Raw genomic sequence first — 22,031 nt, 5'->3', positions numbered from 1 at the left:
GTGTACCGTTCAGAGATAACCTGGTTTTACCCTGAGATGTTAAGGTCTCAGGGGTCGATGCATGAAAGGAGAAAGTGCCATGCGTCTTTGTGATCGCGATATTGAAGCCTGGCTGGATGAAGGCCGTTTGTCTATTACCCCACGTCCTCCTGTAGAGCGTATCAATGGGGTGACCGTTGATGTACGGTTGGGGAATAAATTCCGCACCTTTAGTGGCCATACTGCACCGTTCATCGACCTCAGCGGGCCGAAGGATGAAGTCAGCGCCGCGCTCGATCGCGTGATGAGTGACGAAATCGTCATTGACGAAGGTGACGCTTTTTATTTGCATCCAGGTGAACTGGCGCTGGCGGTGACGTTCGAATCCGTGACCCTGCCTGCTGACCTCGTCGGCTGGCTGGATGGCCGTTCTTCTCTGGCCCGTCTGGGGCTGATGGTGCACGTGACCGCGCACCGTATCGATCCCGGCTGGTCGGGCCGTATCGTGCTGGAGTTCTTCAATGCCGGCAAACTGCCGCTGGCGCTGCGTCCCGGCATGATGATTGGTGCGTTAAGCTTTGAGCCGCTAACCGGCCCGGCAGACAGGCCTTATAACCGCCGGCAGGACGCAAAATACCGCGACCAGCAGGGTGCGGTTGCCAGCCGTATTGATAAAGACTGATCGTTAGTCCATTGAGGATGCCATGAGAAGAGTTCTGACAACGCTGATGATTTTGCTGGTCGTGCTGGTTGCTGGCCTTTCGGCGTTGGTTCTGCTGGTTAACCCTAACGATTTCCGCGCTTACATGGTGCGGCAGGTCGAGGCGCGCAGTGGTTACCAACTGAAGCTCGACGGACCGCTACGCTGGCACGTCTGGCCGCAGCTCAGCATTCTCTCTGGCCGCATGTCGTTAACGGCACCGGGCGCTGCCCAGCCGATCGTGTCTGCGGACAACATGCGTCTCGATGTGGCGCTCATCCCCCTCATTTCTCACCAGTTGCAGGTAAACCAGGTGATGCTCAAAGGGGCGGTCATTCAGCTTACCCAGCAGACTGAAGCCGTGCGCAACGCGAATGCGCCGGTTGCACCGCGTGAGAATACCTTACCGGATGAGCCGTCCGATACGGGCTGGTCCTTTGATATTGCCAAACTGAAAGTTGCCGATAGCGTGCTGGTATTCCAGCATGAGGATCAAGAGCAGGTTACGGTTCGCAATATTAATCTGCAGATGGAACAGGATGCGCATCATCTTGCGTCGCTGGAATTCAGCGGGCGAATGAATCGCGACCAGCGCGATCTGACTCTCTCGCTAAATGCCAGGGTCAATGCGTCAGATTATCCCCATCAGCTGACGGCCGATATTCAGCAGCTCAACTGGCAGCTCACGGGCGCAGATCTTCCGACCCAGGGGATCACCGGACAGGGGACGATGCAGGCCGTCTGGCGCGAAGAACAAAAACAGCTGGAGCTGGATAACCTCAACCTGCAGGCCAATGACAGCAGCCTGAAGGGGCAGGCGAGCGTCACGCTCGAAGAGAAGCCGAAGTGGGTGCTGAACCTGCAGTTTGACAAGCTCAACCTGGAAAACATCCTGCCGCCGCTACCGGCTGGCACAACGGACAGCGATGCTGTGCAGACAGGACAAAGCCAGCCGCCGGTGTCGCGTCCGGTTATCTCGTCGAATCTTGATCAACCTGACTATAACGCCCTGCGCGGATTCACGGCCGATATCCTGTTGAAAGCCAACAGCCTGCGCTGGCGCGGTATGGACTTCACCGACGTGAGTGGCCAGATGTTTAACCACAACGGGTTGCTGGTGATCTCCGAGCTGAGCGGCAAAATGGGGGCAGGGCATCTTTCACTGCCTGGCACGCTGGACGTGCGTAAGGACGAAACCCGCGCGCAATTCCAGCCGCGTCTCGACAACGTTGAGATTGGTACCATCCTTAAAGCCTTTAACTATCCGATATCCCTGACAGGGCAGTTGACGCTGGCGGGGGATTTCTCAGGCACAAAAATTGATGCCGAAGCTTTCCGCCGTGAATGGCAGGGCGAGGCGCACGTGGACCTGAAAGACTCCCGTATGGAAGGTCTTAACTTCCAGCAGCTGGTACAGCAGGCAGTGGAGCGCAGCAGTGACGTCAAAGCGCAGGACAACTACGATAGCGTCACGCGCCTCGACAGTTTCTCCACGGATCTGACGCTGGATAACGGGCAACTGACGCTGGCAGCGATGCAGGGAACCTCTTCTATGCTGTCGTTGACCGGAGAAGGCTCGCTGGATCTGGTCAAAGAGACGGCGGACACGCGCTTTAACGTCCGGGTACTTTCCGGCTGGCAGGGCGAAAGTAAGCTGATTGATTTCCTGAAAGAGACGCCAGTGCCGCTTAGCGTCTATGGTAAATGGCAGGCGCTGAATTACAGCCTTCAGGTGGATCAGATCCTGCGTAAGCATCTGCAGGATGAAGCGAAACGTCGGCTTAATAGCTGGGCAGATCGTAATAAAGATTCCCAGAACGGTAAGGATGTGAAGAAACTGCTGGATAAGCTTTGATGCCAGTTGTGCCGGGTGGCGGCTTCGCCTTACCCGGCCTACAAAAGCCTGACGTCGTAGGCCGGGTAAGCGCAACGCCACCCGGCTTTTTTACACCTCAAAATCCAGTTCTTCCTCATCCCGCAGTGGAATGAGCTGCACTTTCTGCACGCGATGGTTTTCAATCTGCAGCGTTTTAAGCCGATAGTCACCCACCTGAACCTCTTCACCTGGCTGCGGGATACGCTGTAAGTATTCCATCAGCAGGCCCGCAATGGTGTGGTACTCCCGCTTTTCATCCAGCGGCAGCGGCACATACTGCACCAGGTCTTCCAGCGGCATATGGCCGTTGGCCGTCCACGAGCCGTCGGCGTTTTTCTGAATATCATGGCGGGCATCAATCTCATCCACTTCGTTTGGCAAATTACCGGCGATGGTTTCCATCACGTCGCTGAGCGTGACCAGCCCTTCAACCGAACCAAACTCATCCACCACAAAGGCAAAGTGCGTTCGCGCATTTCGGAATTGCTCAAGGGCAGAGAGCAATTGCAATCCTTCCGGGAAGACCAGGGGCTGGCGTACCAGGGCGCGCAGATTGAGCGCCTCCCCGTGCAGCTGCTGCTGGAGCAGGTCGATAACGTGCACGACGCCCAGTAATTCTTCTTCCTCTTCACCGCCGGTCACCACCACGCGCGTGTGCTGGTTTTTATCCAGCAGGGCGCGGATGTGCTCTTCGGGGGCGGTGAGATCGATATGCTCAATGTCATGCCGGGAAGTCATGATGCTGCTGACCGTGCGCTCATTAAGGTTAAGCACTCGCTCAATCATCAGGCGCTCCTGCGGGTTAAAGATCTGTCCGTCGCTGTGATCGGCCAGCATGGCAGCAGATTCGGCGTCCAGCTCTGCATCCTCTTTTTTACCGCTCAGCAGGCGCATAACGGTGTCGGCCGTGCGCTGACGCAGGGTCTGATTAGCGGAAAGGAAGCGGCGGCGGTTAAATATCGCCAGCTGGTTAAGCGCTTCAATCATGACGGAGAAACCAATGGCGGCGTACAAATAGCCTTTCGGAATGTGGAAGCCAAAACCGTCGGCCACCAGGCTAAAGCCAATCATCAGCAGGAAGCTCAGGCAGAGGATCACGATGGTCGGGTGGCTGTTCACAAAGCGGGTGAGTGCCTTGCTCGCCATCACCATCAGCGTGATGGCGATAATCACCGCTGCCATCATAACGGCCAGATGGTCCACCATCCCGACGGCGGTGATCACCGAATCCAGGGAGAAGACGGCATCCAGCACCACGATTTGCGCTACCACCGGCCAGAATCTCGCGCCACGTCGCTGGGTCGGGTTCTCGCTGTCTTTACCTTCGAGCCGTTCATTGAGCTCTACCGTGGCTTTGAACAGCAGGAACAACCCGCCGAAGAGCATGATCAGATCGCGGGCGCTAAAGCTGAGGCCGTGAACGGAGAACAGCGGTTGCGTGAGTGTGACCATCCAGGAGATAGAGGCCAGCAACAGTAAACGCATCACCATCGCCAGCAGCAGGCCCGTTACGCGCGCGCGATCGCGCTGGGAAGGGGGCAGTTTTTCAGCGAGGATGGCAATAAAGACCAGATTATCAATCCCGAGCACTAATTCGATGACGACCAGCGTCACCAGCCCGGCCCAAATTGATGGATCGGCAATCCATTCCATAGTAATAGCAATACCTTCTGTTATATGACGATTGTCACACTTCGATCATGGATAAAGCCGGGGAAAATTGCAATGCCGGGCTGAGATTTCTCTTAATACGAAACGCTTAAAAGAGAGCAAACTCATCGGGGTGTAAATAAGCAAAATACGTATATTTAATTATAAAGAGAACATTTTAGGATATATCGCAGATAATGGTTTTCACTCCCATTTTGTCAATATAAAGAAAATCCTAAAAGGTCAAAACTTTGCTCTTAATATTAATCTTAAAAACAGATATTAGGACAGTTGTCTCCTTGCCTGCTATTAGGTTAGCTGCAACAATTCTCCCAGCATCAAATGTTAAATCTTGTTGTTGCTATTTTTGTTTTGGTCTTCCGGGATGGTTATTCATTATCCGTTGGGTGTCTCACCCGGCTGATATATTTCCAGAAGGCCTTGCTCAAGAGGGTGTCTATCCATAACACATTGTTTAGTCAGTGGATTGGTAACTGAAAGCCAAGGGCGGTAGCGTGCCTGAAAGCGTGTGAATCAGCCTCGGTTATTCTGTCAATAGCCAATGGATGAATAAGCTTTTTTTAGGACTGATGCCAGTTATATTTCTATTTGATTAACTGCATGCTGAAACCCAATACGACCCAAGCTTATTTAAATTGCACAGGATAATTACTCTGCCAAAGTGATAAATAATCAATGATGAAATCCAAAATGAAATTGATGCCATTATTGGTGTCTGTGACCTTGATGAGTGGTTGCACGGTCTTTCCCGGCAGCAATATGTCAACAATGGGTAAGGATGTGATCAAGCAACAGGATGCCGATTTTGATCTCGACAAAATGGTGAATGTTTATCCACTTACGCCACGTCTGGTCGAACAATTACGCCCACGTCCGAATGTTGCTCAGCCGAATATGTCTCTGGACCAGGAAATCGCCGCTTATCAGTATCGCGTGGGGCCGGGTGACGTGATCAACGTGACCGTCTGGGACCACCCCGAACTGACCACGCCTGCGGGCCAGTACCGTAGCTCAAGCGACACCGGGAACTGGGTACAGTCAGATGGCACGATGTTCTACCCCTACATTGGTAAAGTCCATGTTGCCGGGAAAACCCTTGCCGAGATCCGGAGTGATATTACCGGCCGCTTAGCGCAGTACATCGCCGATCCGCAGGTGGACGTTAATATTGCCGCATTCCGCTCGCAAAAAGCCTACATTTCCGGCCAGGTCAATAAATCCGGCCAGCAGGCCATCACCAACGTACCGTTAACCGTTCTGGATGCCATTAACGCCGCAGGCGGGTTAACCGACGGTGCCGACTGGCGCAACGTGGTTCTGACCCACAACGGCAAAGAGCAGCGCATCTCACTGCAGGCGCTGATGCAAAACGGCGATCTGACCCAGAACCGCCTGCTCTATCCGGGCGATATTCTCTACGTGCCGCGCAATGACGATCTGAAAGTCTTCGTGATGGGTGAAGTGAAGAAACAGAGCACCCTCAAAATGGACTTCAGCGGCATGACGCTGACCGAAGCGCTGGGCAATGCGGAAGGCATCGATCTGACCTCCTCCAACGCCAGCGGTATCTTCGTGATTCGCCCACTTAAGGACGACGCCAGCAACAAAGGCAAGATTGCCAACATTTACCAGCTCGATATGTCCGACGCCACCTCGCTGGTGATGGCAACGTCGTTCCGCCTCCAGCCATACGATGTGGTGTATGTCACTACCGCGCCGGTTGCCCGCTGGAACCGTCTGATCAACCAGTTGCTGCCAACCATCAGTGGCGTTCGCTACATGACGGATACGGCGCGCGACATTCATACCTGGTAATCCGCGATGTTTAACAAAATTCTGGTGGTATGCGTGGGGAACATTTGCCGTTCCCCGACGGCAGAGCGGTTGTTGAAACACTACCAGCCTGAACTGACCGTCGAGTCCGCAGGCCTTGGCGCGCTGGTCGGTAAAGCGGCCGATGAGCGCGCAACGAGCGTGGCCCGCGATCATAACCTCTCCCTTGACGGGCATATTGCCCGCCAGGTCACCGGCCGCATGTGCCGGGAATATGACCTGATCCTGGCAATGGAAAAACGCCATATTCATGCGCTATGCGATATCGCACCGGAGATGCGCGGCAAGGTGATGCTGTTTGGTCACTGGGACAATGAACGCGAAATCCCCGATCCGTATCGCAAAAGCCATGAGGCCTTCGAGGCGGTTTACACCTTACTTGACCAGTCTGCCCAACAGTGGGCGCAGGCACTGAAAGCTCAGCAGGGATAACAATGACAGAAAAAACAAGACCTTCTGCCGCCCCGACTTCGGGCAGTGATGAAATTGATATTGGTCGCCTGGTCGGCACGGTTATCGAGGCAAAGTGGTGGGTGCTTGGCATTACCGCTGTGTTTGCCGCGGCAGCCGTCGTCTACACGCTGTTCGCCACGCCTATCTACAGCGCCGACGCGCTGGTGCAGATTGAGCAAAATACCGGCAACTCGCTGGTGCAGGATATTGGCTCTGCGCTGGCGAACAAACCACCGGCATCCGACGCTGAAATTCAGCTGATTCAGTCACGTCTGGTACTGGGGAAAACGGTTCACGACCTCGGTCTCGATATCTCCGTCACCAAAAATACCTTCCCGATCTTTGGTGCCGGCTGGGATCGACTGATGGGACGAAGCAACGATACGGTAAAGGTGACTGACTTTGTGCTGCCGAAAGGGGCGGGCGATCAAACCTTTACCCTGACGGTGCTGGGTCCGAAACAGTACCAGTTGACCAGCGATGCGGGATTCAGCGCGCGCGGCGAAGTGGGCCAGATGCTGACGAAAGATGGCGTCAGCATGATGGTGAGTGCCATTCATGCCCAGGAGGGCGGCGAGTTCACCGTGACCAAATTCTCCACGCTGGGAATGATCAACAATCTGCAAAACAACCTCACCGTGACTGAAAACGGTAAGGACACCGGCGTGCTGAGCATGACCTTTACCGGTGAAGATAAAGATCAAATCCGCGACATCCTGAACAGCATCACCCGCAACTATCTTGAGCAGAACGTTGAGCGTAAGTCGGCGGAAGCGGCGAAAAGCCTGGCTTTCCTTGCTAAACAGCTCCCGGAAGTGCGGGCCCGTCTGGATGATGCCGAGAATAAACTGAACGCTTACCGTCAGGATAAAGACTCTGTCGACCTGCCGCTGGAGGCGAAGTCTGTTCTTGATTCAATGGTTAACATCGACGCCCAGCTCAACGAGCTGACCTTCAAAGAGGCGGAGATTTCCAAGCTTTATACTAAACGTCACCCGGCCTACCGCACGCTGCTGGAGAAACGCCGCACGCTGGAAGAGGAGAAGGCGAAGCTCAATGACCGCGTGACCGCGATGCCGAAAACGCAGCAGGAGATCGTGCGTCTGACCCGCGACGTGGAGTCCGGACAGCAGGTTTACATGCAGCTGCTGAACAAGCAGCAGGAGCTGAAAATCACCGAAGCCAGTACCGTCGGTGACGTACGCATCGTCGACCCGGCGATTACCCAGCCGGGCGTGCTGAAGCCGAAGAAAGCGCTGATCGTTCTCGGCAGCATTATTCTCGGCCTGATGCTCTCCATTGTCGGTGTGCTGCTGCGCTCGCTGTTCAACCGCGGAATCGAAAGCCCGCAGGCGCTGGAAGAGAGTGGTATCAACGTCTATGCCAGCATCCCGCTTTCCGAGTGGCAAAAATCCCGTGACAGCGTCAAAACCATTAAAGGCGTTAAGCGATACAAACAGAGCCAGTTGCTGGCCGTGGGTAACCCGACGGACCTGGCGATTGAAGCGATACGTAGCCTGCGTACCAGCCTGCACTTCGCCATGATGCAGGCCAAAAACAACGTCCTGATGTTAACCGGTGTCAGTCCGTCAATCGGTAAGACCTTTGTCTGCGCCAACCTGGCGGCCGTCGTCAGCCAGACCAACAAACGCGTGCTGCTAATCGACTGCGATATGCGCAAGGGTTATACCCACGAGCTGCTGGGCACCAATAACGTTAACGGTCTGTCGGAAATCCTGCTGGGGCAGGGGGAGATTAGCCAGAGCGCCAAGCCGACCTCGATTCCGAGATTCGATCTGATCCCACGTGGTCAGATACCGCCTAACCCGTCGGAACTGCTGATGAGCGAACGCTTCACCCAGCTGATTGAGTGGGCGAGCAAACACTATGACCTGGTGCTGATCGATACGCCGCCGATTCTGGCCGTGACCGATGCCGCCGTGGTAGGCCGCCATGCGGGTACCACCCTGATGGTGGCACGTTACGCGGTGAACACCCTGAAAGAAGTGGAAACCAGCCTGAGCCGCTTCGAGCAGAACGGGATTGAGGTGAAAGGGGTGATCCTGAACTCCATCTTCCGCCGCGCGACCGGGTATCAGGATTACGGTTATTACGAGTACGAATATAAGTCTGACAGTAAATAACAGCCAAAACATACCCTTACACCCCTCACCCTAACCCTCTCCCCTGAGGGGAGAGGGGACTGTTCGGTGCCGCTTTCACCCTATCCCCTCAGGGGAGAGGGCCGGGGTGAGGGGTAGGAGAAAGAAATGACCACACAACGCCCTTTGATTTCTATCTATATGCCGACATGGAATCGTCAGCAGCTGGCGATCCGCGCAATCAAGTCGGTGTTACGTCAGGATTATGACAACTGGGAACTGATCATCGTGGATGACTGTTCTTCTTCGTATGAACAGCTGCAAAAATTTGTCACCGATCTCAATGACCCGCGCGTGATGTACACCCATAACCCGATTAACTCCGGGGCATGCGCGGTGCGTAACCAGGCGATTATGCAGGCCAAAGGGCAGTATCTGACCGGCATCGACGACGATGACGAATGGACCCCGAACCGACTGTCTGTCTTCCTTTCACATAAAGCACAGCTGGTGACGCATGCGTTCCTGTATGCCAACGACTATGTCTGTCAGGGTGAAGTCTATTCGCAGCCTGCCAGTCTGCCGCTGTACCCGAAATCACCCTATTCTCGCCGCCTGTTCTACAAGCGCAACATTATCGGCAATCAGGTTTTCACCTGGGCATGGCGCTTTAAGGAGTGCCTGTTCGATACCGAACTGAAAGCCGCGCAGGATTACGACATCTTCTTGCGGATGGTGGTTGAGTATGGCGAACCGTGGAAAGTGGAAGAGGCCACGCAGATCCTGCACATCAATCACGGGGAGATGCAAATTACCTCCTCGCCGAAGAAGTTCTCGGGCTACTTCCATTTTTACCGCAAGCACAAGGACAAGTTCGACCGTGCCAGCCGGAAGTATCAGCTCTTTACCCTCTATCAGATCCGCAATAAGCGCATGAACTGGCGCACGCTGCTGACGCTGCTGTCCGTCCGTAACGGCAAACGTCTGGCTGATGGACTTCGGGGGAAATAATGTTTCTTGAAGATTGCCGCGCAAACAGCTGGAGCCTGCGCCCATGCTGCATGGTCCTGGCGTACCGTATCGCGCATTTTTGTTCGGTGTGGCGCAAGAAAAACGTGCTGAACAACCTCTGGGCAGCGCCGGTTCTGGTGCTGTACCGCATTATTACTGAATGCTTTTTTGGTTATGAAATTCAGGCCGCTGCTACCATTGGCCGCCGCTTTACCATTCACCACGGCTATGCGGTGGTGATCAATAAGTTCGTGGTCGCCGGGGATGATTTCACCATTCGTCATGCGGTCACCATTGGCAACCGAGGGCCAGACAGCCTGGCCTGCCCGGTTATCGGCAATAACGTCGAGCTGGGCGCGAACGTGGTGATCATTGGTGACATTACCATCGGTAACAACGTGACGATTGGTGCGGGCAGCGTGGTGCTGGACAGCATTCCGGACAACGCGCTGGTGGTGGGAGAAAAGGCCCGCGTGAAGGTGATTAAATGAACATTCTGCAATTTAACGTCCGCCTCGCTGAAGGCGGAGCGGCAGGCGTGGCCCTGGATCTGCACCAGCGCGCACTGCAAAAAGGACTTCAGTCTCGTTTTATTTATGGCTACGGCAAAGGCGGCAAGAAAAGCGTCAGTCACGATAACTTCCCGCAGGTGCAAAAGCACACGCCGCGTCTGACCTCGATGGCCAACATTGCCTTGTTCCGCCTGTTTAACCGCGATTTGTTTGGCAACCTGAATAATCTTTATCGCACTGTGACCCGAACCACGGGCCCGGTTGTGCTGCATTTCCACGTCCTGCACAGCTACTGGCTGAATCTGGAAGAGGTGGTGGCGTTTTGTCAGAAGGTGCAGGCGCACAAGCCTGATACACGCTTCGTCTGGACGCTGCACGATCACTGGAGCGTGACCGGACGCTGCGCATTTACCGACGGCTGCGAAGGCTGGAAGGATAACTGCCAGAAATGCCCGACGTTAAGCAACTACCCGCCGGTGAAAGTGGATCGTGCTCACCAGCTGGTAACCGGCAAGCGCAAACTGTTCCGCGACATGCTCTCGCTCGGCTGCACGTTTATCTCCCCGAGCCAGCACGTGGCCGATGCCTTCAACAGCCTTTACGGGGCAGGGCGCTGCCAGATTATCAACAACGGTATCGACGTGGCGACGGAGGCCATTCTGGCGGAGCTGACGCCGGTGGCGGACACCGCGGGTAAACCGAAAATCGCCATCGTTGCGCATGACCTGCGTTACGACGGCAAAACCAACCAGCAGCTGGTGCGCGACATGATGGCGCTCGGTGACAAGATTGAACTGCATACCTTCGGCAAGTTTTCCCCGTTCGAAGGGGCGAACGTCGTGAACCACGGGTTTGAAACCGACAAGCGCAAACTGATGAGCGCGCTGAACGGCATGGATGCGCTGGTGTTCAGCTCCCGCGTGGATAACTACCCGCTGATCCTCTGCGAAGCGCTTTCCATCGGCGTGCCGGTGATTGCCACCCACAGCGATGCCGCGCGTGAAGTGCTGGAAAAGTCGGGCGGTAAAACGTTCTCGGAAGGCGAAGTGCTGCCGCTGGTGCAGATGCCGAAAGCGCAGATCGCTGAGACTGTTTTTGGCACTGACCTGGAATCGTTCCGCAACCGCAGCCGCAAGGCCTACAGTGGACAACAGATGCTGGAGGAGTATGTCTCGTTCTATCAGAATCTGTAGTTATCTGCTGCTGCCGCTGATCTACCTGCTGGTCAACGTCAAAATTGCCCAGCTTGGCGAAAGCTTCCCGATAACCATCGTCACCTTCTTGCCCGTTCTGCTTCTGCTGTATGTCGATAAAATCAACCTGAAGAAGCTGATGATTGCCCTGGGGTTGGGCACGGGCCTGACGCTGTTTAACTACATCTTTGGCCAGTCACTGGATGCCAGTAAATACGTCACCTCCACCATGCTGTTTGTCTATATTGTCATTATTATCGGTATGGTCTGGAGTATTCGGTTTAAAACGATTTCTCCGCACAATTATCGGAAAATCCTCAGGTTCTTTTATATTGCCGTTGCGTTAATTGTTATGCTTGCTGCACTGGAAATGGCGCAAATTATTCTCACCGGTGGCAGCAGCCTGATGGAGATAATTTCGAAATATCTCATTTACAGCAACAGCTATGTATTGAACTTCATTAAGTTTGGCGGAAAACGTACCACGGCCCTCTATTTTGAACCGGCGTTCTTCGCTCTGGCGTTAATCTCAATTTGGCTCAGCATCAAACAGTTTGGTATCAAAACACCTAAGACCGATGCTATGATTCTTGCAGGAATTGTTCTGTCTGGATCGTTCTCAGGGGTAATGACATTTATCCTGTTTTACCTGCTGGAGTGGGCGTTCCAGTACCTGAACAAAGATGCGATTAAGAAAAAACTGCCGCTGGCGATTATCTCCCTGACGGTATTTTTGGTCGGCGTGATATTTGCGTTCCCGTACATCTCAGAACGTCTGGGAGATTTGGGAACAGAAGGCTCATCGTCCTATTATCGCATCATTGGTCCGCTGGTGATGGTGGGTTATTCCTTAACCCATATTGATGGTGTAGTAAGATTCGGCTCACTTTACGAATATGTTGCATCATTCGGAATCTTTAACGGTGCGGATGTCGGTAAAACCATAGACAATGGTCTGTATCTGTTAATTATTTATTTTTCGTGGTTCGCCGTACTGTTGACGCTGTGGTATCTGTTTAAAGTTTTCAAAATGATGATTAACGCGTTTGGTGATAACCAGAACTTTCGCGTGCAACTTTATCTGTTTACACCGGTGTCGCTGTTTTTTACCGGGTCAATATTTAGCCCGGAATATGCTTTCTTGATTGTCTGTCCGTTTATTTTGCGCAAAGCGCTTAATATTACGAACGTATGACGAAATGAGGTGATTTATGTTTCTTAGCGTCATTACTGTCGCTTTTCGTAATTACGAAGGGGTGGTAAAAACCTGGCGCTCGCTGCGCAACCTGGCGCGCGATCCAAGCCTCACTTTTGAGTGGATTGTGGTCGACGGCGGCTCGAACGATGGCACGGCGGAGTTTCTGGAAAAACTCAACGGTGAGTTCAACTTACGTTACATCAGCGAGAAAGATAAAGGCATTTACGATGCAATGAACAAGGGCATTAACATGGCCCAGGGTCGTTATGCCATCTTCCTCAATTCTGGCGATGTTTTCCATGATGACGTGGCGCTGTTTGCCCGTCAGCTGGCGCGTCAGAAAGAGGAGGCCATGTATATCGGCGATGCACTGCTTGATTTTGGTGATGGGCATAAAGTGTGCCGCAGCGCAAAGCCAGGCTGGTATATCTACCACAGTTTGCCCGCCAGCCATCAGGCCATTTTCTTCCCGGTAAACGGTCTGAAAAAACAGCCATACGATTTGCAGTATAAAGTGTCATCGGATTATGCCCTGGCCGCCAGCCTGTATAAATCGGGCTATCCGTTCCGCCGAATTAAAGGGCTGGTCTCTGAATTCTCAATGGGTGGCGTGTCAACATCGAATAATCTGGAATTGTGCCAGGATGCCAAAAACGTGCAGCGCAAAATATTACGCGTGCCGGGGTTCTGGGCGGAATTGTCTTATTTATTACGCCTGCGGACGACAGGTAAAACGAAAACCTTATATAACAAAGCCTGAATATAAGGAAACGCAATGCAGGATTTGAAGGGTTTCTCCGTGCCGAAAGGCTTTCGGGGCGGCAACGGTATTAAAGTGCAGCTGTGGTGGGCCGTTCAGGCAACGTTATTTGCCTGGTCACCACAAATATTGTACCGCTGGCGAGCATTCTTATTGCGTCTTTTTGGCGCAAAAATCGGAAAAAACGTAGTCATTCGACCTTCGGTAAAAATTACCTACCCCTGGAAATTAACGCTTGGGGATTACGCCTGGGTAGGCGATGACGCGGTGTTATATACCCTTGGCGAAATTACGATTGGCGCAAATTCGGTGGTGTCACAGAAGTGTTATTTGTGCACCGGCAGCCATGATTTTATGAGTCAGCATTTTGATATTACCGCTTCGCCTATTGTGATTGGTGAAAAATGCTGGCTGGCAACGGATGTTTTTGTTGCACCGGGTGTTTCTGTTGGCGATGGCACGGTAGTGGGTGCCCGCAGCAGCGTTTTTAAATCGCTACCGGCAAATAAAGTTTGCCGTGGCAACCCCGCAGTGGTGATACGCGAACGCGTTGAAACTGATTAAATTCATAAGTAGAGGAATATAAACATGTCTAAAGTCGCTCTCATCACCGGCGTTACCGGGCAGGATGGTTCTTATCTGGCAGAGTTCCTGCTGGAAAAAGGGTATGAAGTACACGGTATTAAACGTCGTGCCTCTTCGTTCAACACCGAACGTGTCGATCATATTTATCAGGATCCTCACGCGGCAAACCCGAAATTCCACCTGCACTACGGCGACCTGACCGATACCTCCAACCTGACCCGTATCCTGCAGGAAGTGCAGCCGGATGAAGTGTACAACCTGGGCGCGATGAGCCACGTGGCGGTCTCCTTCGAATCCCCGGAATACACCGCTGACGTTGACGCCATGGGTACTCTGCGTCTGCTGGAAGCGATTCGCTTCCTGGGTCTGGAGAAGAAAACCCGTTTCTATCAGGCCTCTACCTCTGAGCTGTACGGTCTGGTGCAAGAAATCCCACAGAAAGAGACCACGCCGTTCTACCCACGTTCTCCGTATGCGGTCGCAAAACTGTACGCCTACTGGATCACCGTGAACTACCGTGAATCCTACGGCATGTATGCCTGTAACGGCATTCTGTTCAACCACGAATCCCCACGTCGCGGTGAAACGTTCGTTACCCGTAAAATCACCCGCGCTATCGCGAACATCGCCCAGGGTCTGGAATCGTGCCTGCACCTCGGCAACATGGACTCCCTGCGTGACTGGGGCCATGCGAAAGACTACGTGAAAATGCAGTGGATGATGCTGCAGCAGGAACAGCCAGAAGACTTCGTGATCGCGACCGGCGTTCAATACTCCGTACGTCAGTTCGTTGAGATGGCCGCTGCACAGCTGGGCATCAAGCTGCGTTTCGAAGGTACCGGCGTAGAAGAGAAAGGTATCGTTGTTTCCGTAACCGGCCATGACGCGCCAGGCGTGAAACCAGGCGACGTCATTGTTCAGGTTGACCCACGTTACTTCCGTCCTGCTGAAGTGGAAACCCTGCTGGGTGACCCAACCAAAGCGCACGAGAAACTGGGCTGGAAACCAGAAATCACTCTGCAGGAGATGGTTTCCGAGATGGTCGCCAAAGATCTTGAAGCAGCGAAAAAACACTCCCTGCTCAAGTCTCATGGCTACGAGGTTGCCATCGCGCTGGAGTCCTGAGAATGACAAAACAACGTATTTTTGTCGCCGGTCATCGCGGAATGGTGGGTTCCGCGATTGTTCGACAGCTGGAACAGCGCGGTGACGTAGAAGTGGTTGTCCGCACGCGCGACGAGCTGAACCTGCTCGATAGCCGTGCGGTGCAGGACTTCTTTGCTAACGAACATATTGACCAGGTGTATCTGGCGGCGGCGAAAGTGGGCGGCATTGTCGCCAACAACACTTACCCGGCGGATTTCATCTACGAGAACATGATGATTGAGAGCAACATCATTCACGCGGCGCACCTGCACAACGTGAATAAGCTGCTGTTCCTCGGTTCATCCTGCATCTACCCGAAAATGGCAAAACAGCCGATCGCGGAAAGCGAACTGCTGCAGGGCACGCTGGAGGCAACCAACGAGCCTTACGCGATTGCCAAGATTGCCGGGATTAAGCTCTGCGAATCTTACAACCGTCAGTACAACCGCGACTATCGCTCGGTGATGCCGACCAACCTGTACGGACCGCACGACAACTTCCACCCGAGCAACTCGCACGTGATCCCGGCGCTGCTGCGTCGCTTCCACGAGGCGACCGCCGAGAACGCACCGGATGTGGTGGTGTGGGGCAGCGGCACGCCGATGCGCGAATTCCTGCACGTGGACGACATGGCTGCCGCCAGCATTCACGTGATGGAGCTGGATCGCGAAGTGTGGCAGGAGAACACCGAGCCGATGCTGTCGCACATCAACGTGGGAACCGGCGTAGACTGCACCATTCGCGAGCTGGCGCAAACCATCGCGCAGGTGGTGGGCTACAAAGGCCGCGTGGTGTTTGACGCGACGAAACCGGACGGCACGCCGCGCAAACTGCTGGACGTGACCCGTCTGCATCAGCTGGGCTGGTATCACGAGGTATCACTGGAGCAGGGGCTGGCCAGCACCTACCAGTGGTTCCTCGAAAACCAGCACCGCTTCCGGGGGTAACGATGTTTTTAAGTCAGGAAGATTTTGCCACGGTGGTGCGTTCCACTCCGCTCATCTCGATTGATTTGATCGTGGAGAACGAACGCGGCGAGTTCTTGCTGGGGAAACGAACCAACCGTCCTGCACAGGGCTTCTGGTTCGTCCCCGGCGGGCGCGTGCAGAAGGATGAGACGCTTCATGATGCGTTTGAGCGTCTCACTCTGGCGGAACTGGGCCTCCAGCTGCCGATGGCGGCGGGCCAGTTTTACGGGGTCTGGCAGCACTTCTATGACGATAACTTTTCAGGCACTGGGTTCACCACGCACTACATCGTGCTGGGGTTCCGCCTGAAGGTGACTCAGGCAGACCTGCGTCCGCCTGATGCTCAGCATGACGACTACCGCTGGCTGGCACCGGAGCCGCTTCTGGCAAGCGAGAACGTCCATGACAACAGTCGGGCGTATTTCCTGGCGGATCGTCAGGCCGAGGTGCCAGGCATATGAAAATCCTCGTATACGGAATTAACTACTCGCCGGAATTAACCGGTATCGGAAAATATACCGGCGAGATGGTCGAGTGGATGGCGAGCCAGGGACATGACGTGCGGGTCATTACCGCGCCGCCGTACTACCCGGAATGGAAAGTCGGTGAGCGCTACTCAAGCTGGCGCTACCGTCGTGAAGAGGGGGCGGCAACCGTCTGGCGCTGCCCGCTTTATGTACCTAAGCAGCCCTCGACGCTGAAACGGCTACTGCATCTCGGCAGCTTTGCCCTGAGCAGTTTTTTCCCGCTGATGGCGCAGCGTCGCTGGAAGCCGGATCGCATCATTGGTGTGGTGCCGACGCTGTTTTGCACGCCGGGTATGCGCCTGCTGGGCAAACTCTCCGGCGCACGCACCCTGCTGCACATACAGGATTATGAAGTGGACGCCATGCTGGGCCTGGGGATGGCAGGCAAAGGCAAGGGTGGAAAAGTGGCGAAGCTCGCCAGCGCCTTTGAGCGTAGCGGTCTGCATAACGTGGATTACGTTTCGACCATCTCACGCTCGATGATGAGCAAGGCGCAAGAGAAGGGCGTACCTGCCCGGAAGGTGATCTTCTTCCCGAACTGGTCCGAAGTGGCGCGTTTTCGCGACGTGACGGAGCAGGACGCTCAGACGCTACGCGCCCAACTCGGTTTGCCTGAAGACCAAAAAATCATTCTTTACTCAGGCAACATCGGCGAAAAGCAAGGGCTGGAAAGCGTGATTGAAGCGGCTCAGCAGCTTAACGAGCATCCGTGGATGTTTGTGATTGTCGGGCAGGGCGGCGGGAAAGCGCGGCTGGAAAAGATGGTCAGCGAACGCGGCCTGAGCAACGTGAAATTCTTCCCGCTTCAGTCTTACGAGGCGTTACCTGCACTGCTGAAGATGGGCGACTGCCATCTGGTGGTACAAAAACGTGGCGCGGCGGATGCGGTATTGCCTTCCAAGCTGACAAACATTCTGGCGGTGGGCGGCAACGCGGTGATCACGGCAGAAGCCGAAACTGAATTAGGCCAGCTGTGTGACAGCTATCCGGGGATTGCCGTGTGCGTCGAACCGGAATCGGTCCCGGCACTGGTCTCCGGCATTGAACAGGCACTTGCCATGCCAAAAGTGAACACGGTGGCACGTGAATATGCCGAACGCACGCTCGAGAAAGAGAACGTGCTGAGTCAATTTATTGCAGATATACGGGGATAAATCATGAGTCAAACCACTTTGTATCCGGTCGTAATGGCGGGTGGATCCGGGAGCCGGTTGTGGCCACTGTCCCGCGTGCTTTATCCAAAACAATTTCTGTGCCTGAAGGGTGACCTCACCATGCTGCAGACGACGGTAAACCGTCTGCACGGTGTGGAGTGTGAAAGCCCGGTGGTGATTTGTAACGAACAGCACCGCTTTATTGTTGCCGAGCAGCTGCGCCAGCTGAATAAACTCACAGAAAACATCATTCTGGAGCCTGCCGGACGTAATACCGCGCCTGCTATCGCCCTCGCGGCGCTGGCGGCAAAACGCAGCAGTCCTGATTGTGACCCGCTGATGCTGGTGCTGGCGGCAGACCACGTTATCCAGCAGGAAGAGGCGTTCCGCGAGGCGGTGCGTGCAGCGATCCCTTACGCCGAAAGCGGCAAACTGGTGACCTTCGGCATCGTGCCGGATCTGCCAGAAACCGGCTATGGCTATATTCGCCGCGGTAATGTGACGCCTGGCGAAGGCGACAGCGTGGCGTTTGATGTGGCGCAGTTTGTCGAAAAACCGAATCTGGAAACCGCTCAGGCCTACGTCGCCAGCGGTGAGTACTACTGGAACAGTGGGATGTTCCTGTTCCGTGCCGGGCGCTATCTGGAAGAGCTGCGCAAATACCGTCCGGATATTCTGAATGCCTGTGAGAAGGCGATGGCAGTGGTGGACCCGGATCTCGACTTCATCCGCGTGGATGAGGAGGCGTTCCTCGCCTGCCCGGAAGAGTCCATTGACTATGCGGTGATGGAACGCACGGCCGACGCCGTTGTGGTTCCGATGGATGCGGGCTGGAGTGATGTGGGCTCCTGGTCCTCACTGTGGGAGATCAGCGCCCATACCCCGGAGGGTAACGTCCATCACGGCGATGTCATTAGCCACAAAACGGAAAACAGCTACGTCTACGCCGAGTCCGGCCTGGTGACCACGGTCGGGGTGAAAGATCTGGTGGTTGTCCAGACCAAAGACGCCGTGCTGATTGCCGACCGTAACGCCGTGCAGGACGTTAAAAAAGTGGTCGAGCAAATCAAGGCCGATGGCCGACACGAACACCACATTCACCGCGAAGTGTACCGTCCGTGGGGCAAATATGACTCCATCGATGCAGGTGAGCGTTATCAGGTGAAACGCATCACCGTGAAGCCGGGCGAAGGGCTGTCGGTGCAGATGCACCATCACCGCGCCGAGCACTGGGTCGTGGTGGCGGGCACGGCTAAAGTCACCATCGACGGTGAAGTCAAACTGCTGGGTGAAAACGAGTCCATCTATATTCCGCTGGGGGCCACGCACTGTCTGGAGAACCCGGGGAAAATTCCTCTCGATTTAATTGAGGTGCGCTCCGGCTCGTATCTGGAAGAGGACGATATCGTGCGCTTCCAGGATCGCTACGGCCGGGTGTAGCACGCTGCAATATGCCCGGTGGCGCTGCGCTTGCCGGGCCTACGAATGACAAAAAAATCAATTTGGCCATTTAGTGGTCAGGGCCGACTGTTGCCTGAAAAAGGGGTCATCATGGAAAAATTAACCTGTTTTAAAGCCTACGATATTCGCGGCAAGCTGGGCGAAGAGCTGAATGAAGATATCGCGTGGCGCATTGGCCGCGCCTATGGCGAATACCTGAAGCCGCAGACCATCGTGCTGGGCGGCGACGTGCGTCTGACCAGTGAATCCCTGAAGCTGGCGCTGGCGAAAGGGTTGCAGGACGCGGGCGTGGACGTGCTGGATATCGGACTTTCCGGGACCGAAGAGATTTACTTTGCCACCTTCCACCTGGGCGTGGACGGCGGTATTGAAGTGACCGCCAGCCACAACCCGATGGACTACAACGGCATGAAGCTGGTGCGCAAAGGTGCGCGTCCTATCAGTGGCGACACCGGCCTGCGCGACGTGCAGCGTCTGGCGGAAGCCAACGATTTCCCGCCGGTGAACGACGCGAAACGCGGCAGCTATAAGCAAATCAACCTGCAAAAAGAGTATATCGATCACCTGCTGGGCTACATCAACGTGGCGAACCTCAAGCCGCTGAAGCTGGTTATCAACTCCGGTAACGGCGCGGCCGGCCCGGTGGTGGATGCCCTGGAAGCCCGCTTTAAAGCGCTGAACGTGCCGGTGACCTTCGTCAAAGTGCACAACACCCCGGACGGCAACTTCCCGAACGGTATTCCTAACCCGCTGCTGCCGGAGTGCCGCGACGACACCCGTAACGCGGTGATTGAGCACGGCGCGGATATGGGCATTGCCTTTGACGGCGATTTCGACCGCTGCTTCCTGTTCGACGAGAAAGGGCAGTTCATCGAGGGCTACTACATTGTCGGCCTGCTGGCGGAAGCGTTCCTTGAGAAAAACCCGGGTGCGAAAATCATTCATGACCCGCGTCTTTCCTGGAACACCGTCGATGTGGTGTCAGCGGCAGGCGGCACGCCGGTGATGTCCAAAACCGGTCACGCCTTTATCAAAGAGCGCATGCGTGAAGAAGACGCTATCTACGGCGGTGAGATGAGCGCCCACCACTACTTCCGTGATTTTGCCTACTGCGACAGCGGGATGATCCCGTGGCTGCTGGTGACTGAACTCCTGTGTCTGAAAGGGAAAACGCTGGGTGAGCTGGTGCGCGACCGCATGGCGGCGTTCCCGGCGAGCGGGGAGATCAACAGCAAGCTGGCGCAGCCCGCCGAGGCGATTGCCCGCGTGGAGCAACACTTTGCCATTCACGCGCTGGAAGTTGACCGCACCGACGGCATCAGCATGGCGTTTCCACAGTGGCGCTTTAACCTGCGCTCTTCTAATACCGAGCCGGTGGTGCGCCTGAACGTGGAATCCCGCGCGGATACGGCGCTGATGGAAGCCCGAACGAAGGACATTCTGGCGCTGTTGAATCAGTAACAATTGCCCCTCCGGGAGGAGGGGAAACCGAATACAGGAACAACGATGACGAATCTAAAAAAACGCGAACGAGCGAGAACGAATGCATCGTTAATCTCTATGGTGCAGCGTTTTTCTGATATCACCATCATGGTCGGCGGACTGTGGGCGGTGTGTCGGATCGGCGGGCTGCCGTTTTTATATATGCATCTGCTGATGGCGCTGATTGCGTTGGTCGTGTTTCAGATGATCGGCGGGATGACCGATTTCTACCGCTCGTGGCGCGGCGTGAAAATGACTACCGAACTGATGCTGTTGCTGCAGAACTGGACCCTGAGTCTGATCTTCAGCGCGGGCCTGGTAGCGTTCAGCCATGATTTCGATAATCGCCTCGTGACCTATCTCAGCTGGTATCTGCTGACCAGCGTCGGCATGGTGGTGTGCCGCTCCCTGATCCGCTTTGGCGCGGGCTGGCTGCGTAACCGCGGCTATAACCGTCGCTTTGTGGCCGTGGCAGGGGATTTGCCGGTTGGAAGGGTTCTGCTCGAGAGCTTCCGCAAAGAGCCGTGGTTAGGGTTTGAAGTGGTGGGCATTTATCACGACGCGAAACCGGGCGGCGTGCCGTCGGACTGGGCGGGGAATTACACCCAACTGATTGAAGACGCGAAAGCCGGAAAAATTCACAACGTTTATATCGCCATGCAGATGAAAGACGAATCCCGCATTAAGCAGCTGATGCGCGAGCTGGCGGATACCACCTGCTCGGTGATCCTCATCCCGGATGTGTTTACCTTCAACATTCTGCATTCCCGTATTGAGGAGGTGAACGGCGTGCCGGTGGTACCGCTGTACGATACGCCGTTGTCGGGCATTAACCGCGTGCTCAAGCGCGTGGAAGATATCGTGCTCTCTTCGCTGATTTTACTCCTCATCTCCCCGGTACTGTGCTGCATCGCTCTGGCGGTGAAGCTGAGCTCCCCCGGCCCGGTCATTTTCCGTCAGACCCGCTACGGCATGGACGGTAAGCCGATCATGGTCTGGAAATTCCGCTCTATGAAGGTGATGGAGAACGACAAGGTGGTCACCCAGGCGACGCAGAACGATCCGCGCGTCACCCGCGTAGGTAACTTCCTGCGTCGCACCTCGCTGGACGAGCTGCCGCAGTTTATCAATGTCTTTACCGGCGGCATGTCGATTGTTGGCCCCCGTCCGCACGCCGTGGCGCACAACGAGCAGTACCGCTCGCTGATTGAAGGCTACATGCTGCGCCATAAGGTGAAGCCGGGCATCACCGGCTGGGCGCAGATCAACGGCTGGCGCGGTGAAACCGACACGCTGGAAAAAATGGAAAAACGCATCGAGTTCGATCTGGAGTACATCCGCGAGTGGAGCCTCTGGTTCGATATCAAGATTGTTTTTCTGACCATTTTCAAAGGCTTCGTGAACAAAGCGGCGTACTAAG

19 protein-coding genes are annotated in these 22,031 nt (G+C 55.0%); 18 read left to right on the top strand and 1 reads right to left on the bottom strand.

The window, feature by feature from the left end:
- Nucleotides 1-79: 79 nt before the first annotated feature.
- Both dcd and asmA read left to right on the top strand, forming a co-directional pair.
- Nucleotides 80-661 carry a dCTP deaminase gene (dcd, locus tag A4308_RS19420; protein ID WP_014884513.1) on the top strand — a complete coding sequence of 194 codons (582 nt, stop codon included), beginning with the start codon at nucleotides 80-82 and terminating at the stop codon, nucleotides 659-661.
- Between the two features lie 22 nt (nucleotides 662-683).
- On the top strand, nucleotides 684-2,534 hold the full coding sequence (gene asmA, locus A4308_RS19415; RefSeq protein WP_045281001.1) for an outer membrane assembly protein AsmA: 1,851 nt from the start codon (nucleotides 684-686) through the stop codon (nucleotides 2,532-2,534).
- 90 nt (nucleotides 2,535-2,624) lie between these two features.
- Here the strand turns inward: asmA and A4308_RS19410 are convergent, their stop codons facing one another.
- Nucleotides 2,625-4,208 (bottom strand): TerC family protein, encoded by a 1,584-nt coding sequence (locus tag A4308_RS19410; protein ID WP_023330884.1) that lies wholly within the window; start codon nucleotides 4,206-4,208, stop codon nucleotides 2,625-2,627.
- Between the two features lie 693 nt (nucleotides 4,209-4,901).
- Here A4308_RS19410 and A4308_RS19405 point away from each other — a divergent pair.
- The 16 genes from A4308_RS19405 to wcaJ all read left to right on the top strand — a co-directional run bounded on the left by A4308_RS19405 (nucleotide 4,902) and on the right by wcaJ (nucleotide 22,030).
- Nucleotides 4,902-6,041: a polysaccharide export protein gene (locus A4308_RS19405; RefSeq protein WP_014884510.1), complete on the top strand. Its 1,140-nt coding sequence runs from the start codon at nucleotides 4,902-4,904 to the stop codon at nucleotides 6,039-6,041.
- A 6-nt stretch (nucleotides 6,042-6,047) separates the two neighbouring features.
- Entirely contained in the window at nucleotides 6,048-6,491 is a 444-nt protein-coding gene (gene wzb / locus A4308_RS19400; RefSeq protein ID WP_014884509.1) for a low molecular weight protein-tyrosine-phosphatase Wzb, read from the top strand.
- 2 nt (nucleotides 6,492-6,493) lie between these two features.
- Nucleotides 6,494-8,656 carry a tyrosine-protein kinase Wzc gene (gene wzc, locus A4308_RS19395; protein WP_014884508.1) on the top strand — a complete coding sequence of 721 codons (2,163 nt, stop codon included), beginning with the start codon at nucleotides 6,494-6,496 and terminating at the stop codon, nucleotides 8,654-8,656.
- Between the two features lie 126 nt (nucleotides 8,657-8,782).
- Complete coding sequence (wcaA, locus tag A4308_RS19390) at nucleotides 8,783-9,625, top strand: colanic acid biosynthesis glycosyltransferase WcaA (protein ID WP_014884507.1); 843 nt, start codon at nucleotides 8,783-8,785, stop codon at nucleotides 9,623-9,625.
- Nucleotides 9,625-10,116: a colanic acid biosynthesis acetyltransferase WcaB gene (gene wcaB / locus A4308_RS19385; RefSeq protein ID WP_014170825.1), complete on the top strand. Its 492-nt coding sequence runs from the start codon at nucleotides 9,625-9,627 to the stop codon at nucleotides 10,114-10,116. Before wcaA ends, wcaB begins: the two co-directional genes overlap by 1 nt.
- Complete coding sequence (gene wcaC / locus A4308_RS19380; protein WP_014884506.1) at nucleotides 10,113-11,330, top strand: colanic acid biosynthesis glycosyltransferase WcaC; 1,218 nt, start codon at nucleotides 10,113-10,115, stop codon at nucleotides 11,328-11,330. The genes wcaB and wcaC overlap by 4 nt, the downstream gene beginning before the upstream one ends.
- On the top strand, nucleotides 11,305-12,525 hold the full coding sequence (wcaD, locus tag A4308_RS19375) for a colanic acid polymerase WcaD (protein ID WP_014884505.1): 1,221 nt from the start codon (nucleotides 11,305-11,307) through the stop codon (nucleotides 12,523-12,525). Before wcaC ends, wcaD begins: the two co-directional genes overlap by 26 nt.
- 16 nt (nucleotides 12,526-12,541) lie before the next feature.
- Nucleotides 12,542-13,288, top strand: a complete 747-nt coding sequence (gene wcaE / locus A4308_RS19370) for a colanic acid biosynthesis glycosyltransferase WcaE (protein ID WP_023330882.1) — start codon at nucleotides 12,542-12,544, stop codon at nucleotides 13,286-13,288.
- 15 nt (nucleotides 13,289-13,303) lie between these two features.
- Nucleotides 13,304-13,852: a colanic acid biosynthesis acetyltransferase WcaF gene (wcaF, locus tag A4308_RS19365; protein ID WP_023330881.1), complete on the top strand. Its 549-nt coding sequence runs from the start codon at nucleotides 13,304-13,306 to the stop codon at nucleotides 13,850-13,852.
- Between the two features lie 24 nt (nucleotides 13,853-13,876).
- Nucleotides 13,877-14,998 carry a GDP-mannose 4,6-dehydratase gene (gene gmd / locus A4308_RS19360; protein WP_014884502.1) on the top strand — a complete coding sequence of 374 codons (1,122 nt, stop codon included), beginning with the start codon at nucleotides 13,877-13,879 and terminating at the stop codon, nucleotides 14,996-14,998.
- Between the two features lie 2 nt (nucleotides 14,999-15,000).
- Nucleotides 15,001-15,966 carry a GDP-L-fucose synthase gene (gene fcl, locus A4308_RS19355; protein WP_014884501.1) on the top strand — a complete coding sequence of 322 codons (966 nt, stop codon included), beginning with the start codon at nucleotides 15,001-15,003 and terminating at the stop codon, nucleotides 15,964-15,966.
- Between the two features lie 2 nt (nucleotides 15,967-15,968).
- Nucleotides 15,969-16,448 carry a GDP-mannose mannosyl hydrolase gene (locus A4308_RS19350; RefSeq protein ID WP_045281002.1) on the top strand — a complete coding sequence of 160 codons (480 nt, stop codon included), beginning with the start codon at nucleotides 15,969-15,971 and terminating at the stop codon, nucleotides 16,446-16,448.
- On the top strand, nucleotides 16,445-17,668 hold the full coding sequence (gene wcaI / locus A4308_RS19345) for a colanic acid biosynthesis fucosyltransferase WcaI (RefSeq protein ID WP_049011376.1): 1,224 nt from the start codon (nucleotides 16,445-16,447) through the stop codon (nucleotides 17,666-17,668). Before A4308_RS19350 ends, wcaI begins: the two co-directional genes overlap by 4 nt.
- Nucleotides 17,669-17,671: 3 nt before the next feature.
- On the top strand, nucleotides 17,672-19,108 hold the full coding sequence (cpsB, locus tag A4308_RS19340) for a mannose-1-phosphate guanyltransferase (RefSeq protein ID WP_014884498.1): 1,437 nt from the start codon (nucleotides 17,672-17,674) through the stop codon (nucleotides 19,106-19,108).
- Nucleotides 19,109-19,219: 111 nt separating this feature from the next.
- The gene (cpsG, locus tag A4308_RS19335; RefSeq protein ID WP_045281004.1) at nucleotides 19,220-20,590 is read left to right on the top strand and encodes a colanic acid biosynthesis phosphomannomutase CpsG; all 1,371 of its coding nucleotides are present in this window, start codon (nucleotides 19,220-19,222) and stop codon (nucleotides 20,588-20,590) included.
- Nucleotides 20,591-20,635: 45 nt separating this feature from the next.
- Nucleotides 20,636-22,030 (top strand): undecaprenyl-phosphate glucose phosphotransferase, encoded by a 1,395-nt coding sequence (gene wcaJ, locus A4308_RS19330; RefSeq protein ID WP_045281005.1) that lies wholly within the window; start codon nucleotides 20,636-20,638, stop codon nucleotides 22,028-22,030.
- Nucleotide 22,031: the final 1 nt, after the last annotated feature.

This window comes from Enterobacter sp. ODB01, assembly GCF_001623605.1.
In the GTDB taxonomy this organism is placed as follows: Bacteria; Pseudomonadota; Gammaproteobacteria; order Enterobacterales; family Enterobacteriaceae; genus Enterobacter; species Enterobacter kobei.
This window is presented reverse-complemented; position numbering and strand designations above follow the sequence as displayed.